This window comes from Deltaproteobacteria bacterium (assembly GCA_029860075.1).
Classification (GTDB): Bacteria; Desulfobacterota; JADFVX01; order JADFVX01; family JADFVX01; genus JAOUBX01.
This window is the reverse complement of the sequence record JAOUBX010000058.1, coordinates 1-14,854: the sequence shown is the minus strand read 5'-3', so window position 1 is coordinate 14,854 and position 14,854 is coordinate 1. Positions and strand designations below refer to the sequence as shown.

Sequence of the window (14,854 nt, the reverse complement as noted above, 5' to 3'; positions counted from 1 at the left end):
ACCTCCGGGAGTGAATAAACCCTATGCCAGATGAAATAATTATCCTTTCCTTCACGGCAGCATCCATTGCTTTTTTGCATACCCTGCTTGGCCCCGATCACTATCTTCCTTTTGTCGTTATGGCGAAGGCCAGGAGATGGTCCATTGTAAAAACTGCAATGATAACCTTTCTTTGCGGCGCCGGGCATGTGGCCGGTTCGGTTATTCTTGGCCTTATAGGTATTAGCCTTGGTCTGGCAGTCGACGGGCTGATTGAAATAGAATCTTTTCGCGGGATTGTTGCCGCATGGCTGCTCATTACCTTCGGCCTCATCTATTTTGTATGGGGCCTTAGAAAAGCGGTCAGGAAAGTACCTCACAACCATTTTCACAGCCATGAAAACGGTATTCACCACAGCCACTATCATCATCACCATAAGGACCATGTTCATGCCCATACTCAGGAAAAAAGTAACCTTACGCCCTGGGTGCTTTTTACAGTCTTCATCCTCGGTCCCTGCGAGCCCCTTATTCCTCTGCTCATTTATCCTGCCGCAAAAAGCAGCTATCTCGGTGTTGTCTGGGTGACATTTGTTTTTGGCGCCGTTACCATTGTTACCATGTGTGCCTTTGTTCTTGTGTCGTCTTTCGGCATTAAGTTTCTCAATCTCGGCCGTTTTGAAAAATACAGCCATTCCATGGCCGGCGCTTCTATTTGCCTTTCCGGTCTGGCCATTCATTTTTTGGGACTTTAGCAAAAAAAAGAGGAGGTAACACAATGGGTAAGAGAGTCATTCTGGTTTGTGAGGAGAAGGGGTATCCCGACGCCGGTATTGATAAAATTGCCGAAATGAATAAGAGCGAGCCCCTTGATGACGTCAGTATCCTCAAGGTAATTGATCATCCTCCCATGCAGTGGTGTGAACATGGCGGCGCAGACAAGGAGGCCGATGAACATGCCCTGGATGAGGCCAACAGAAAGAAACGGGAAAGCTGGTTTGACCATAAAAAGCAGAGCTACGGTGAGGAGATTTCCGCTATTTCGGGCCGTCTTAAAGGGGAGGGCGTTAAAAATATCAGGGTAAAATTCCTCGAAAAAGAGATCGGTTTTTCACATAGCGTTATTAATGAATTTAGAGACGGGTTCTATGATGTGGCCATCATGTCTGAAAAGACCTGGGATAGTATTGATGGGAAAAAAGTGCCTTCTGAGATCAAGGTAGTGACGGTTTGATTAATGAGGAATAGATTTTCACTGATAAAATATAATATTTATGATCAGAAGCCGGGCATGTTTTTCCAGTATGTATTGTTGTTACAAAGCCCCCTTACTCCCCCTTTACAAAGGGGGAAGTCAAAATTCCTTACTTTTTAAACAGCACTCTTTCATCCCCCTTCCTCACTGTCAGGTGGGTTTTGTCAAAATACTCCAGTATGAGTATGGCTCCCTTCCTTCCCGTATTGAGGATATTTTTGTATTCGATAATGCTGATGGTCTCTTTTGTATTGAAATGGGTGAGGAGCTTTTCTTTTGCAGTCTCAAACGGTTCTTTTGCCAGGAAATTATCTTTCGATATTTGCAGGACAAGCCCCTCTTTTGCCATAGCGGCAAGACAGGCCTTTAGATTTTTATCGTGGCCTGTAATATAGGATTCACTTGCCGTCTGGTAGCCTTTGTCCTCCACGGTGGCAAGCACTTTTTTTCGATTTTCCAACTCAAAGGGGGATAGTTTGCGACCTCTTCCCTTTAGACTGACCCTGTCGCCGGTTTTTTCAATGGTCCCTTTTTTGAGGAGATTTTCCGTCACTTCCTTAAAAAGCGTGCGCATTGGTATTGCGGAAACTTTTTGAAGAAGCGTTTCCGCTTCCATCCCCTGCTGCGAGGGTTCGTCATCATGAAATTTTTCAAGAACATTAATGATGCTTTTTTCAAGGTCCTCCAGGCTCTTTTCGAGAATAAGGTTTTCTCCTGAAAGCCTGAAAAGGCTATTTTTTTCAAGGAGAGGGATGAGTAATTTTTCGGGGAGGTTGAGTATTTCGGCGAGTTCCCCTGCCGCCATGGAGCCTCCCCTTTTATTGAGCAGGAATGGGGCAATTTTTACAGGATTGTTGCTTTCGAGAAGATCAAAATAGCCGGTCAGTTCTCTCTTCTTCAGGTGCGGTCTGAAAGGATTAAGAACCTGACCGCCGCCAAGCGTTTTTTGGGCGGAATAGTCTCTTATAATGAACCTGTCACCCCTCATAACAAGAAGGGGCCTTGAAAGTTTGAGGGTGATGCGCCCCTTTTCATTGGGAGTAAGCTTTTTCTTTCCCAGGGGATAGACGTTTGCAATGATGTCGGCCGTTCCCATATGGAGATGCACCCTCTCACCGGAGGTTATCTCCCTGTTGTTGAAGGGCGCCCCGGTAAATGTGGCGTCAAACCATTGTGTCGTTTTTCCCAGCTCCGGTGAGGTGAGCACGTCACCCCGTTTGATTTCTGATTTATCAATACCGGGAAGATTAATGGCGCCTCTCATGCCTGCCTTCAGGGTTTTCCGGTCTTTGCCATGTGATTCGATGTGCCTGATTCTAAGCGCTTTCCCCACCGGAAAGAGGCACACCTTCCCACCTTCCGCAGCAGCGCCGGAAATAACTGTTCCCGTCACTACCGTTCCAATCCCTTTAATGGTGAAAGACCTGTCTACGGGCATCCTGAAAAAGGCTTTTTCTTTAAGGCTTTCCAGCCTTTGGGATTCTCTTTCAAGGTGTTTATTAATTTCTTCCTTACCTTCACCGCTTTTTGCTGAAAAGGGAATAATCGGCGCCGACTCTATGCTTCGGCCCCTGAGAAGCTTCCTGACATCGTTAATTACTTCTTTGGTCCGTTGGTTATTGACAAGGTCGGTCTTGGTAATGACGGCAATTCCTTTTGTGATGCCCAGCAGGTCGATAATGTCGAGATGCTCCCTCGTCTGCGGCATGACCCCGTCATCAGCTGCCACCACAAAAAGGACAATATCTATTCCCTGGATACCGGCCAGCATATTTCGAATGAAGTTTTCATGCCCCGGCACATCGACAATGCCCGCTCTCAGATTGCCCGGCAGATCAAGATAGGCAAAACCGATATCGATAGACATGCCCCGCTTCTTCTCTTCCTTGAGCCGGTCCGTATCAATACCGGTAAGCACCCGGATAAGTGACGTTTTGCCGTGGTCTATATGTCCTGCTGTCCCGATGATCATTGCTTTCTCTCATTTCAGACTTTAGGGGGATAACAAGAAAAGTAAGTTAATGATATTTCACAAGTGGGGAGGTCTTTCAGTTCCCTTTAATCCTGTATGTTTCACTGTAAAGTGGTTTAGCTTCATCTATCATTCTTCCCGGAAATTCTATAAAGAAAACAATATATATATTATCGTTGAAATGTCAAATGTTGAATTGATAATTTTAAAGACTAATCCCTTTCGTCTGTTTCACTGGATAGAAAAGTTAGCCTAATAAGGCAGAAGAAAGACTGTGGAAAAAATACCAAAGGCTGTAAGGGGTGGATGTTTTGGAAAATAGAAGTGAAGGCAGGCCGATAGACTCCTGTGCTGAGAAAGGCGTGACTGGCGCTGAGTGTATCTGGTCTTATGATATGGCGCCGGATTTCCTCTCTGCCGGGGATGCGTCACGCTTTAGATAGTCAGGTTTGAGCTCCGGTTTGAGTTCGTAAATCTGATGCTGAATCTGGAAGATGTTTGCCAATGCTTCTGCAATCCTCTCACGGTTGTTTTTCTTGTCCAGATCAAGTTCCGTTATGAGCGCTGCCGATTTATCGAGTTTGCCGGCTGCTGCCGTAAGGAGTTTGTTTAAGTTTTCCATTTTCTTTTCCATCGTAACCCCCAGGATGTTGTTTTAGGTACTAAATAATTCTATTATCAACAAAAGAGACAGATTAGTAAAGATAAAATTGCTGCATTTGGTTCCAGCGGGCAGAATATGCTCAATGGAATTATGGTTATGCAGGTGGCCCTTGATATTCAAGGGCCATCTTATTGCCGGGTGTCACTACTAAACCTGCCCCCTCAGCTTCGCCCATATAATACCCAGGTATTCATGAACGGCGCTTTCAACTCTGGCAACGGCATTGCTTGAAGGCACTAAATAACCAAAGCCTTTCGGTCTCCCGTCATCTCTGGCCAAATAATCGGTGGGAGCGGTAATGGGCTTCATGCCCATCTTGTTAAAGAGGGCTACAGAGCGCTTCATGTGTGCGGCAGATGTGACGAGAACAAAGGGGGCATTTTTTACCATATTTCTTATAATTCGAGCCTGATCTTTTGTGTCTTTCGATTTTGACTCTATAATAATCCTCTCTTTCTTTACTCCCAATGAGCGTGCAATGGTAAACATTATTTCGGCATCCGTGTCGGGACTTTTAGAGCCGCCGCCGGAAAGAAGCAGCTTGCTCCCCGGAATTTCATTAAAGATTTTTATTCCTTCAGCAAGCCGCATCATAGCCGGGTAACTGATCCTGCTGGAGGCCGGAACAGAGATGTCGTAAATATGTCCCCCCCCAAGAACAACGACATACTTGATGTTATCCTTTCGTTGTGAATGGTAGGGACTGTATTGTTTTTCCAATGGTTTAATAAGAAAATCGGCAAAAGGTGTAAAGCTGAATATTGCCGTGAAAAGGATGCCTGCTGTTACTAATATTTTCCCTGCCTTCTTTTTTGATGTCATCCATAACAGGTAAAGGCCTGTGAAAGAGACGAGAAGAGAGAAAGGGAGGGGCATAAAAAAAGGGGAAACTGTTTTTTTAAAAAGAAACATGGCGTGCTCTCCTACTGTTTGGCGCCGCTCAGGTTAAGACCAACCACACCGGCTATAATAAGGCAAATGCTCACAATTTTAAGGAGGGTCATGGATTCCTTGAACCAGGCAAATCCGATAAGGGCAACGACGGCGGTTCCAATGCCTGACCAGACGGCATAGGCGATGCTGATATCGATTTTTTTCAGGGCAAAGGTAAGGGCCGTAAATGAAAAGCCGTAAAAGAGGAAGATGAGAAGGGAAGGGACAAGCCTGCTAAAACCCTCTGACAGTTTCATGCAGGTCGTTCCGGCCACTTCCAGAAATATGGCGCCCATGAGAAATACCCAGCTTTTCATAATAACCTCCTTTTGCAATAGTGAAATCGAAGCAGGGCAATCATAGCATGAGATTATTAAAAGTGCTATTTCTTATGGCCTGTGCCGGTGGATTTATGAACACTGCATTTATTCCAGGCTCCGCTCCTAATCTGCACTTATCCGGCATCCCTTTCTTTATCCATACTTTACATCCCATCACCCCATTAAACTTTTCAAAAATGACTAATTACTAACAGTATTATGCAGGGGACCAATTGCCCCTCCTTGCTCCCTGACTAAGCAGCCAAGCTCTTCTTCGCTTTTCTGGCGCCTTTGCGCAAAACTGTACTTTTCCGTGATTGAAAAAGCGCTTGACCGCTTTCATATGTAGTGATATACGTATCAAATCATTCAATATAAAGTCAGTTTTAAGGGAGTGGCCCTGGGGGAGGCAATGGGTGACTGACGGCTGTGGCAACAGTGATGAGGGACAGAAGCTTTATTGAGGCGATTGTTCCTTTTCTTGTATCAGGAGAACGAGGATCTTTTCTCCAGCAGGGAGTATTTGTTAAATCATTGAAGGCTATTGGCTAATTATGAATTGTCTGCCCGGATTGCCCCACAAGAACTATCTGAAAAATATATTATGGAGGATTAATAAAATGAAAAAAAATTCCGTCTATATTGCCTATGTTGTTATGTCATTTTTATTGCTTCATTTAACTTGCTATGTTCCATCATCCCTTTGGGCGGAAAGCTCACCTGAAACAGAAATGTATATGGAAATGTTAAAATCAGGCGCCGGCAGGGATAGATTAAAAGCTGCCAAGAAAATTTACCGGTCACGTTTAAAGGAACCTCAAATTTTTGAACTGGTAAATAGTCTTCTGCTCAAAGAATACAGGAATGAGTCTTCAGGAAAACAAAACATTGATGAACTGGCATGGTATTGTAAAGTTCTTGCATCTTCAGGGGATGAAAAATATAGGGGTAGCCTTAAAGAGGTGGCAAACAATACGGAGAATGGCAAACTTAAGAAATATGCTGTAAAAAGCCTTAAAATGCTGGATGGAAATATTAAAAAAAATGAAATGAGGCGGGACCCTAAATATATTGAAGCGGGCTTTTCCCCGGAAGAGATTGATCTAATTGTCCTGCTAAAGTCAGAACAGCCTATGCCTAAAATAATAGCTTCAAAAAAGATTAAAGACGCATATATTAAGAATGAAAAGTTTTTTGACATTGTTAATGATGTTTTGCTCGAAGAATTTAATAAAATTCCAAATAATTATGAAGAAGATGATTATGGTGATGAAACAGTACCAATGGTGTCAATTGTGGAGCAATTCCATCATGATGCCGTTGCATGGCTTACCAAGGCGCTCGGTTCATCAGGAATGCCTAAGTATAAAAAGAGCCTGCAGATGATTTCGAAGAAATCAATTTATCCAAAGTTGAAAAAATATGCCAGGGAAAGCCTGGAAAGGCTGAATTAACCGGGGCTGCTGCCAGCCTGACAGCTTAACCCCCTAATTCAAAAAAACATTTGAATCAAAGGGTTACAGAGAATGTCTTTATTCTTCTTTGTGTGAAACTTATCTTTTGATCTGATTTCCGGGGCAGAGATCATCTGAACCTGCTTAGCGCAAGCATATCCATAGAGAGGGCAACCCCCATATGTATTATTGCGCCCCCCATGATTGTTCTTGTCCGTTGCGCCAGTTCACCGAGTATGATTCCTGCCGCTATCGCTGCAAAGGCTTCCAGCGGGGGCTTGTGGTAGTGGATCATACAGTAAGGGATGGCGGCAACCCAGACAGCCAGGCGCCCCATGGAACGCTCCAATCCCAGGACAAGGAAGCCGCGGAAAAAAAACTCAAGCGCCACAAACTGGGCCAGGTAGGCCGTTTCCCAAATAAATATTTCCTGAATTGAGGCCCTGTACGCTCCTCTATAAAAGGGATAGACCATCTGGAAATCGCCTCTTTTGGAAGCGAACCATACAAGAGGGAGGACAGCGGCAAACATGAGGAAATAGAGAAGGAGGTGACTCGGTTTCACGCTTACCTTCCACCCGTAATCGCTAAGCTTCTCTTTATAAGAGAGTTTGATAATTGCCATTGGAAGGGCAAGGAAAAGCAGGATCGTGCAAAATGCCCACCAGAGTTGGGCATAAAGGCCCAGGTGCTGTCTGGCAGCGTCTGGAAAATAAGCGGAAAAAAAACGGACCGTGCCGAAATATTCCAGCGCTGTTAATATAATTGCTGTATAGGCAAGAATAAAAGCCGATTTTTTCTGCGCCGAACTTAAGGGCTTTTGAGGCGGAATATAAAATGCTTTTATGGAATTAACTAATTTGCTGATTTTTGATGTGCTTACCATAAAAAGATGCTGGAAATCCGAATTAGAAGTTTGATGTTCAACTAAAACTCACACCCTCTATTCTATTCACTACCAGGGAGATCGAAGAGGCAAGGGCAGACCCCTGCTCTCCTTTTCCTGCCAATTGTACTGTCTCTTTAATTGTTCCGGGACGCTATAATAGTCTGTGTTTCGTGCAAAATTGTTTATTTTCTCAACAACTCCAGCATTTTCCCCTTATCAGTAACAGGCAGGGAACAGCTAAAGTTTTGGCACACATAGGCCGTTGTTTTGCCGTCGATACCGCTATAGTGTTTGGTAAAAGGCGCCAGTTTCACTATATGCTGCGCTTTTTCCGAACTCTCTTTAAATATAACGACTTTGTTGGGCAAGAAGTTTTTCTCCAGGCTCTCAAGCATTTCTTTTGTTTGCTTATCTTCCGCTTTTCCCGTAATAACCACCTCGTAAGAAGGGCCCACAGCAAAATCGAGGGCCGACAAAAGCTGCGTATAGGCGGAAGGCGATTTGTTGATTTTTTTTGAAAAAGCTGCTCCAAGTTTTGCCGCTTTAGTTTCTAATGAGCTATTTCCGGTCATGCGGGCCAGCCTGAGAAGATTTGACATGGCAAGCGAATTGCCTGATGGCAGGGCGCCGTCATAGATCTCTTTGGGTCTTAAAAGAAGCTTTTCACCATCATCAGCGGTCAGGAAGAATCCACCCTTTTTATCATCCCAAAAATATTCATTCATGTCTTCCTGGAGCGCCATTGCATTTTTAAGGAAACTTGCTTCATAACCGGCCTGGTATAGTTCGATGAGACCGAAAATAAGAAAGGCATAATCATCGACCGTTGCTTCAATTCCCGCTTCTCCACCTCTGTACCTGTGGAGAAGGCGTCCATTTTTCTTCCTGAGATTTTTCAGGATAAACCGGGAAGCTCTCTTTGCTGCCAGCTTGTATTCATTATTGCCAAATGCCTGCGCTCCACGGGCAAAGGCGGCAATCATGAGACCGTTCCAGTCGGTAAGAATTTTGTCATCTTTGTAGGGATGAATTCTTTTTTTACGAAAGCTGAAAAGTTTTATCCTTGATTCCTCAATCCTTTTTACCAGCTCTTTTTCCGATATTTTTTCTTTTTTTGCAATGCCGCTAAGAGAGCTCTTCAGGTGAAGAATATTTTTAGCCGTTTTTTTTCTCTCTACAGAGTCGATGTAGTTGCCGGCCTTTTCTACGTTAAATACTCTTGATATAAAGGCAGCTTCCTCTTTTCCGAGAACCTTTTTTATTTCATCTTCATGCCAGAGATAAAAGAGTCCTTCTTCCCCTTCGCTGTCGGCATCTTCTGCTGTAAAGAAGGCGCCTTCTTTCGACGTCATATCTCTCAGAACATATGTGAAAATTTCCTCTGCTGTCTTTTTGTGCCGCTCATGGCCGGTAGCCTGGTAGGCTTCAATATAGGCAAGGGCAAGGAGCGCCTGATCATATAACATCTTCTCAAAATGGGGCACAAGCCATCGCTCATCCGTCGAGTAGCGGTGCACGCCGAACCCGACATGGTCATAAATCCCGCCACGGCGCATTTCGTCAAGGGTATTTTCCACCATTTGAAGGGACATTTTATTGCCTGTCCTTTTCCAGTAGCGGAGAAGGAAGAAAAGGTTATGAGGCCGCGGAAATTTTGGCGCATTACCGAAACCGCCATATTGCTTATCAAAAGAATCGAGAAGCTGCCTGTAGGTCAACTGCAGAAGGGATTGGGAGAGCTCATGGCCTCCTTCTCCCTGCTCCAGTTGACCCAGTATATTGGTAATCATATCTGCCTGACTGTTGACTTCATCCCGACGAGCAGTCCAGAGTTCTTCAACCTGCATCATAAGCCCCATCATTCCCACTCGGCCGTAACGACTTTCTTTCGGAATATAGGTGCCCGCAAAGAAAGGTTTTTTATCCGGCGTCATGATAATATTCAGGGGCCAGCCACCGCCGCCCGTCATAATTTGAGCAACGTTCATGTATACATTGTCTATATCGGGCCGTTCCTCTCGATCTACCTTGATGCAGACAAAGAGCTCGTTCATACGTTTTGCCACTTCCGGGTCATCAAAAGACTCATGGGCCATTACGTGGCACCAGTGGCAGGTAGAGTATCCGATAGAGAGAAAAACCGGTTTATTCTCACGCCTCGCCTTTTCAAAAGCCTCTTCACCCCAGGGGTACCAGTCGACGGGATTTTGCGCATGCTGCAAAAGATAGGGGCTCTTTTCCTTTATTAAACGGTTGTATTTTTTCTTTGACTTAGAGTGTTTATTTTCCATACTGTTTAGCTCCACAGCAGTTGTTAAAAGTATGATAATGGTAAAAATGGCCTTAATTAAAAAGGAATAGGTACCGATCTTATGGATAAATTTTTTTACCTTAGTCACTTTACATCCAGTTAATGAAATAAATAACAGGGACAGATCCGAATGGCGCCATGTTAAGCCCCTTTTTTTCTTTCTTTTAATTCCTTCCCCCCATCTCTCCTGGTTATTTCAAAAAATCTCTTATCTCGGCAGCTAATATGAGATCGCAGTTTGGGATTAGCCTATGTTTTATTTTTTTCCAGAACCCTTTAGCTTCTGTTGGTACAAGATTGAAAAGCTGTTTGCCTTCTATTTCAGACGGCCACATAACCCGGCTATTATATACAGTTGAGTTTGCGAGACTACATGTTAGTTTGTTTCCAAGTATTTCACCCAGGCAGGTTAAAAACTCATCTCTTTCAGATGCATAGAAAGATGCTGCATTCCAGTGGTGTTCCGGTCGTGTAACAAAGACCAAGAAGTAATCATCAACCAAGGGGCCATTTGGATTAGTGAATTCTCCAACAACTTCTAAGTTGGCAAGAGGCACTGACCATTTGGATTTGTCACCAACCTGGTAATTAATGATACCATCTTCAATCCATATATGTTTTTCTCTTTCTTTACCCATTAAAGTCCTTCATAGACCGCAACATCATGGATGATAAGAGGTTACCCCTTTTTATTCCCAAAAATACGAAGACTTTGATAAGGGCCGAATATTATTCAGCCATTTTTCTCTTAAAATATCTAGGGAGCTGCTTTTATGGTTTTCCCACCATACTTGGTAAATTCCTTTAATTCTCTTCATATCTTCATGCGTTGGCGCATGGCTTCCCTTATCTAAAATCAATCCAAAGCTATAGACATAATTTGGCCCATAATTACCTAAAGGGAAAAGAATTTCTCCATCTTTACTTTCTTTAAATTCTTTTTTAGCCAGAATCAGTTCAACAATATACGCATAGGTTATACCACAGTAGTTTTCTTTAAGGCTTTCAGGATGAATGTTAGAAAGCTTAGGGTTTTTCAATGAAATAAATGTTTTCCCCTTTTGATCAATTTCATTGATGAGGTAAGGAATTGCCCTTTTCCCTAATTTATGTAATTCTAATATCGCCCTGTATCTGTCCTCAATAGACTCACTTATAACTTTTTTTAACGGCAATTTAATATCTGCAGATGAAGCGCCATAACTTACACTTTCTGTAAAATAAACCAGTGCCGGCACAATAGTAAAAGCATAGAGGATGAACTGATTTATCTTGTATAAAAGTATTCTATTCATTTTCCGATTAATAAACCAAAAACCGATAAAATTATAGGGCTAATAAAGACTATTAGAAAATATTTTTTTTTGCCTCTTAAATAGTATTTTTTATATCCTACCTCATATGAATATGCAAGTAGCGCAAAAAATAAAAGAACTATAGTTATGATAGTATCCAGGTCCGCATCATTTTCGAAATAATTAATAAATAGTAATATATAGATTGGTATTAGTATTATTGGAATAAAGAAATAATCTAAAATATATTTATCAGTAGTTTTCAAACGTTGCTCCCTGGGATTGACTGGATACATTTGTTCAGTTATCTTTGTAATCTAAGTCCTGACCGCTGCACTTCCCTGAAAAATATCCAGCATAGTTAAGGAGTATCGTTTTCCATGCCCGATTATATCCTTTTCCCTTTATGTTTACTGCTGTTTATCAATAGTAAACTAGCTTAACTTGGTGCTATCCGGACGTGTTCCTTTTATTAAGAATTTCTCTATTTTGTTTTCTTGAAATTAAAAATTCTAAAATAAATAAACCGGAAACGATATAGACTGCAAGCCAACTAAATAAAATAAAGTTACTGTCATAAATTATTGTAAGATATAGTGAATGAAAATCAGCTAAACTCAGCAAATAAAAGAATTGAATGCACCATGTTACGATAAAAATAAAATAGTCGGCTTTGGTCAAAGCCTTGTTTAGTCTAAAAATTTTTACAATTAATGGTGCAAAAAAAAAGAAGCCAATCGATAAAAAAATCTGCTCATCACCATGAGGTGATGTATGAAAACCGTCAGTGTACACCTTCTGTCCATCAGATTTAACACGCCACAGAAGACGCCTGGTATGACTTAAAGCCAGATAAGTCGTTATAATCATAGATATACAACTGGCTAAATAAATCAGGGAGCGCTTTTTTTCTTCAATCATACCCCCGCCCGCCCTTCAGAAATTAAAGGGAACATGCTGTCCTCCTTATAAAAATAAAGCAATGCTTCTTTTACATTTAATGCCTTACAGAACTTATGGAAAAAGGCGATCTTCCCTTTTACGCGCCGTTTTATGGAATGAATCAAGCTATTAACAGATAGGAGGGAGAAAGGCCATGCCTTCTAAAGGACTTAAGGGCACTTCCAGAAACGGACATCATAAGAAAAAGTTCCTGCATTTGGATTTATTATGCCTAAAGGGGTGTGGCCGCTGACTTTTTGCATGCTGTTAAGAACTTGTGCCACATTGCCGCCAAGAGTTGCTGTCCGGACTGCAATATCATATTCATTGTTAAGCGTTTCCACTTTGCCAATGGGCTTGCATGCCTCTTTCAGGCGCAATGTAATTTCCTGCTCAGCGCCAACCAGTTTGACATTTGACTCTTTTTCAGTTAATGGTCTGCGTTGAACAGCCCTTTTTGATGCGCAGGAAGTACAAAAGAAGAGCAGAAAGACTGCAACGCCGAAGGTTATAAGTATTCTTCTATTCTTTATTAAAATTTTTGTCATTATTCTCATCCTTCATCGGGTGAGGTTAAAGCCGACAGGGCCTTGCCTATTCTCTCTTTGGGGAGATAGTTAGCCGTCGGAGAAGTGCTGACTATCGCTTTTTCTTTTAATTTGACTATTTCTCCCATTACGACTGAATCAACACAGCCCGGCATAAAGGGTGCAAATGAAATTACAGGGAAAGAATTAAACTTGCAATTACTTGCTGTGACGGAAAGATTGATTATGCCGTCTCCGCCGGCCTTGTCAACTTCCCTGTTGATTGCCGCAACAATTTCCTTATCGTTTGAAAGAGGTATAAGGCTATAAAAGAGGCCCCAGAATCGTTTGTTACATCTGAATTGGGCTACTACATCCAACTCCTTGCCTTTTACCACCACTTTATAATCGCGGTCATAAAGAAATGCGCTCATGGAAAGAGGGTATTTCACACCGTCAAAGTCCAGCCTGGCCCAGGCGCCTGCTCCGCACCCGGTAAGAACAGTAAGACCTGATAGTAATAACAATATTTTCACATAGTTGTTTGTCATAAAGCTTCCCCCCTCTATTTTCTGTAAACCGCACCATTAAGATGGCCGATAGTATAGTCGGAATTGAGCAAAAAAGGAAGGATGAGGGATTCCGATTTTTTTCCAAAAAAGCTGATACTGTCAATTACAATGAGTTCCGACTCATCATCACCGTTAGCTACACGCAATAATCCCACATCAAACTTGTTTGTTGCTTCTCTTTTGATGAATCTGTGATTCATAAGAGAACCGAAAGAGAATTCAGCAGAGAGTGAAAACTCCTGTTCCTTGTTCGAGAATTCTTGTTGAGGTTTCCCGTTTATGGTTGGTACGTTTCCAACAATAACAGGTTTGGTAATGTTTGAAGTCGCCACCGTTACAGGATATGTTCCACAAGCAGTTATCCCCAGAAGTAAAATGATTGCCGGAATCTTTTTCACTTAATGTGCCTCCCCTTACATTGAATTGACATAAAATCAAAAGCGTTTTCTGCAAAGGATAGACTACAGTAACTTTTAAGTCTAATCAACAGAAAGCCGCATCTGAATATTTCATCTTTGAATAAAAGGTTATTTATATTACCGGCAGTCAGGCTAAACCTTCTTTTTTAACATTGTTTCTCCAGCATAATTGGCGGGCACAGGAAAAAAGGAGCTCCTTGTTTATTAGTAGGCTAAAAATCCGGCAAACCTCTCTTTTTATTCTTTGGGTCCGTATCTCTTAGTCAAATAAAGTGTTATCAGGTGTATATCAAATTGTTGCTCAACACCTTCTATATTCATGAGAATATCATTAAAAAAACCGGTCATTACAAAATCGGATCCAATTTTACCCTCCACTAAGTAAATAACTTGCTCAACTTCTGATTGGTCCTTTAGCTTCCCTACGTAAGAAAACTCCAACAAAAGATTGTTGTGCTCTCCTGCAACTACTGAATACTCCATTTTGATATGAGCGCCATTTATCGTTACTTCTGTTCTTTTATGTCGCTTAATGTCAATTACAATACCCGGTTTGTCATCTGGTTTTGTTTCCCACCTCCCCCAAACAGATGAGTCAATATAAGATGTTGCTGAAAAAGCGGGCGCATGCAATTGAGTAAGAATGATAACGTTAATGATGCCAACTATTATTGAAAGCTTTAACATATAATCTCCTTCATTTTGAGAAGTTTTACCCTTTCTTTTGGCAATTACTTAAGAAAATTCTTTTTTCCCCTTCTTGAAACTTAAGAGAACCCCTTTTCCCCCGAATGCTTTAATTACTCGATTTAATTTTTCCGTCCCAAACGGTATAGAGTCACAGGAATGACTGAATCTCTGATTATTTCATCATTCTTATCATGATCGAGCTCAATGTAAAAACCAGACAGCGCTTTTTTTGAAGAAATAATACCTGATACCAAAGCAAGCTCTCTATAACTCCAGCCACCATAAGGTCCAATATTCTCATTTTGAAATTGAAAGAATCTCTGCGTTGTAAAACTGGATAGCATACTGTACTTCATCTCTATTGCCTTATCATTTATGGTTACTTTGTAACCACTTTCATGAAATGATATAAATATCCTGGGAGATACACCTTCCTCTGTTTTCCATTCACCCCAAAAACGACTAGGTGTGGACTTATCAGGCGTGTCCAATTCCTTACTTGCAGCATCTCCAAAAAACACACAAATAATCAGCAAAAAAATCACTAGCGCCTGAGAAACTTTAATGTTTATATTTCTAATTTTAGTCATAAAGTGTTTATCAATTAGCGTTTTATCTGTAGTGCCAGCGGC

17 protein-coding genes are annotated in these 14,854 nt (G+C 41.9%); 3 read left to right on the top strand and 14 right to left on the bottom strand.

Annotation, left to right across the window (positions count from 1 at the left end):
* The first annotated feature begins 23 nt into the window (after positions 1-23).
* The gene (locus OEV42_15490; protein ID MDH3975681.1) at positions 24-734 is read left to right on the top strand and encodes a sulfite exporter TauE/SafE family protein; all 711 of its coding nucleotides are present in this window, start codon (positions 24-26) and stop codon (positions 732-734) included.
* Between the two features lie 23 nt (positions 735-757).
* A complete protein-coding gene (locus OEV42_15485; protein ID MDH3975680.1) occupies positions 758-1,213 on the top strand; it encodes a hypothetical protein in 456 nt (151 codons plus the stop codon).
* 130 nt (positions 1,214-1,343) lie between these two features.
* On the opposite strand, the gene selB is transcribed toward OEV42_15485, so the two are convergent.
* From selB to OEV42_15465, 4 genes are all read right to left on the bottom strand, one after another.
* Positions 1,344-3,206: a selenocysteine-specific translation elongation factor gene (gene selB / locus OEV42_15480; protein MDH3975679.1), complete on the bottom strand. Its 1,863-nt coding sequence runs from the start codon at positions 3,204-3,206 to the stop codon at positions 1,344-1,346.
* A 388-nt stretch (positions 3,207-3,594) separates the two neighbouring features.
* Positions 3,595-3,840, bottom strand: coding sequence for a hypothetical protein (locus OEV42_15475; protein ID MDH3975678.1), 246 nt, complete (start codon positions 3,838-3,840; stop codon positions 3,595-3,597).
* Between the two features lie 177 nt (positions 3,841-4,017).
* Complete coding sequence (elyC, locus tag OEV42_15470; protein MDH3975677.1) at positions 4,018-4,782, bottom strand: envelope biogenesis factor ElyC; 765 nt, start codon at positions 4,780-4,782, stop codon at positions 4,018-4,020.
* Between the two features lie 11 nt (positions 4,783-4,793).
* Complete coding sequence (locus OEV42_15465; GenBank protein ID MDH3975676.1) at positions 4,794-5,120, bottom strand: multidrug efflux SMR transporter; 327 nt, start codon at positions 5,118-5,120, stop codon at positions 4,794-4,796.
* A gap of 623 nt (positions 5,121-5,743) precedes the next feature.
* On the opposite strand from OEV42_15465, the gene OEV42_15460 reads away from it, so the two are divergent.
* On the top strand, positions 5,744-6,577 hold the full coding sequence (locus OEV42_15460; protein ID MDH3975675.1) for a hypothetical protein: 834 nt from the start codon (positions 5,744-5,746) through the stop codon (positions 6,575-6,577).
* 130 nt (positions 6,578-6,707) lie between these two features.
* On the opposite strand, the gene OEV42_15455 is transcribed toward OEV42_15460, so the two are convergent.
* The 10 genes from OEV42_15455 to OEV42_15410 all read right to left on the bottom strand — a co-directional run.
* Positions 6,708-7,463: a CPBP family intramembrane metalloprotease gene (locus tag OEV42_15455; GenBank protein MDH3975674.1), complete on the bottom strand. Its 756-nt coding sequence runs from the start codon at positions 7,461-7,463 to the stop codon at positions 6,708-6,710.
* Positions 7,464-7,648: 185 nt separating this feature from the next.
* Complete coding sequence (locus tag OEV42_15450; GenBank protein ID MDH3975673.1) at positions 7,649-9,757, bottom strand: thioredoxin domain-containing protein; 2,109 nt, start codon at positions 9,755-9,757, stop codon at positions 7,649-7,651.
* Positions 9,758-9,968: 211 nt separating this feature from the next.
* On the bottom strand, positions 9,969-10,415 hold the full coding sequence (locus OEV42_15445) for a hypothetical protein (protein MDH3975672.1): 447 nt from the start codon (positions 10,413-10,415) through the stop codon (positions 9,969-9,971).
* A gap of 51 nt (positions 10,416-10,466) precedes the next feature.
* The gene (locus tag OEV42_15440; GenBank protein ID MDH3975671.1) at positions 10,467-11,015 is read right to left on the bottom strand and encodes a hypothetical protein; all 549 of its coding nucleotides are present in this window, start codon (positions 11,013-11,015) and stop codon (positions 10,467-10,469) included.
* A 507-nt stretch (positions 11,016-11,522) separates the two neighbouring features.
* Entirely contained in the window at positions 11,523-11,993 is a 471-nt protein-coding gene (locus tag OEV42_15435) for a hypothetical protein (GenBank protein MDH3975670.1), read from the bottom strand.
* Between the two features lie 191 nt (positions 11,994-12,184).
* Positions 12,185-12,562 carry a hypothetical protein gene (locus tag OEV42_15430; GenBank protein MDH3975669.1) on the bottom strand — a complete coding sequence of 126 codons (378 nt, stop codon included), beginning with the start codon at positions 12,560-12,562 and terminating at the stop codon, positions 12,185-12,187.
* A gap of 5 nt (positions 12,563-12,567) precedes the next feature.
* Positions 12,568-13,092: a hypothetical protein gene (locus tag OEV42_15425; GenBank protein ID MDH3975668.1), complete on the bottom strand. Its 525-nt coding sequence runs from the start codon at positions 13,090-13,092 to the stop codon at positions 12,568-12,570.
* A gap of 14 nt (positions 13,093-13,106) precedes the next feature.
* Entirely contained in the window at positions 13,107-13,511 is a 405-nt protein-coding gene (locus tag OEV42_15420) for a hypothetical protein (GenBank protein ID MDH3975667.1), read from the bottom strand.
* A gap of 258 nt (positions 13,512-13,769) precedes the next feature.
* The gene (locus tag OEV42_15415) at positions 13,770-14,219 is read right to left on the bottom strand and encodes a hypothetical protein (protein MDH3975666.1); all 450 of its coding nucleotides are present in this window, start codon (positions 14,217-14,219) and stop codon (positions 13,770-13,772) included.
* A gap of 122 nt (positions 14,220-14,341) precedes the next feature.
* Positions 14,342-14,854: hypothetical protein (locus tag OEV42_15410; protein ID MDH3975665.1), on the bottom strand; the 513-nt coding region annotated here is incomplete at its 5' end.

Coding starts and splice junctions, on each gene's coding strand:
- OEV42_15490 (MDH3975681.1), top strand. CDS start 24: ATGCCAGATGAAATAATTATCCTTTCCTTCACGGCAGCATCCATTGCT.
- OEV42_15485 (MDH3975680.1), top strand. CDS start 758: ATGGGTAAGAGAGTCATTCTGGTTTGTGAGGAGAAGGGGTATCCCGAC.
- selB (MDH3975679.1), bottom strand. CDS start 3,206: ATGATCATCGGGACAGCAGGACATATAGACCACGGCAAAACGTCACTT.
- OEV42_15475 (MDH3975678.1), bottom strand. CDS start 3,840: ATGGAAAAGAAAATGGAAAACTTAAACAAACTCCTTACGGCAGCAGCC.
- elyC (MDH3975677.1), bottom strand. CDS start 4,782: ATGTTTCTTTTTAAAAAAACAGTTTCCCCTTTTTTTATGCCCCTCCCT.
- OEV42_15465 (MDH3975676.1), bottom strand. CDS start 5,120: ATGAAAAGCTGGGTATTTCTCATGGGCGCCATATTTCTGGAAGTGGCC.
- OEV42_15460 (MDH3975675.1), top strand. CDS start 5,744: ATGAAAAAAAATTCCGTCTATATTGCCTATGTTGTTATGTCATTTTTA.
- OEV42_15455 (MDH3975674.1), bottom strand. CDS start 7,463: ATGGTAAGCACATCAAAAATCAGCAAATTAGTTAATTCCATAAAAGCA.
- OEV42_15450 (MDH3975673.1), bottom strand. CDS start 9,757: ATGGAAAATAAACACTCTAAGTCAAAGAAAAAATACAACCGTTTAATA.
- OEV42_15445 (MDH3975672.1), bottom strand. CDS start 10,415: ATGGGTAAAGAAAGAGAAAAACATATATGGATTGAAGATGGTATCATT.
- OEV42_15435 (MDH3975670.1), bottom strand. CDS start 11,993: ATGATTGAAGAAAAAAAGCGCTCCCTGATTTATTTAGCCAGTTGTATA.
- OEV42_15430 (MDH3975669.1), bottom strand. CDS start 12,562: ATGACAAAAATTTTAATAAAGAATAGAAGAATACTTATAACCTTCGGC.
- OEV42_15425 (MDH3975668.1), bottom strand. CDS start 13,092: ATGACAAACAACTATGTGAAAATATTGTTATTACTATCAGGTCTTACT.
- OEV42_15415 (MDH3975666.1), bottom strand. CDS start 14,219: ATGTTAAAGCTTTCAATAATAGTTGGCATCATTAACGTTATCATTCTT.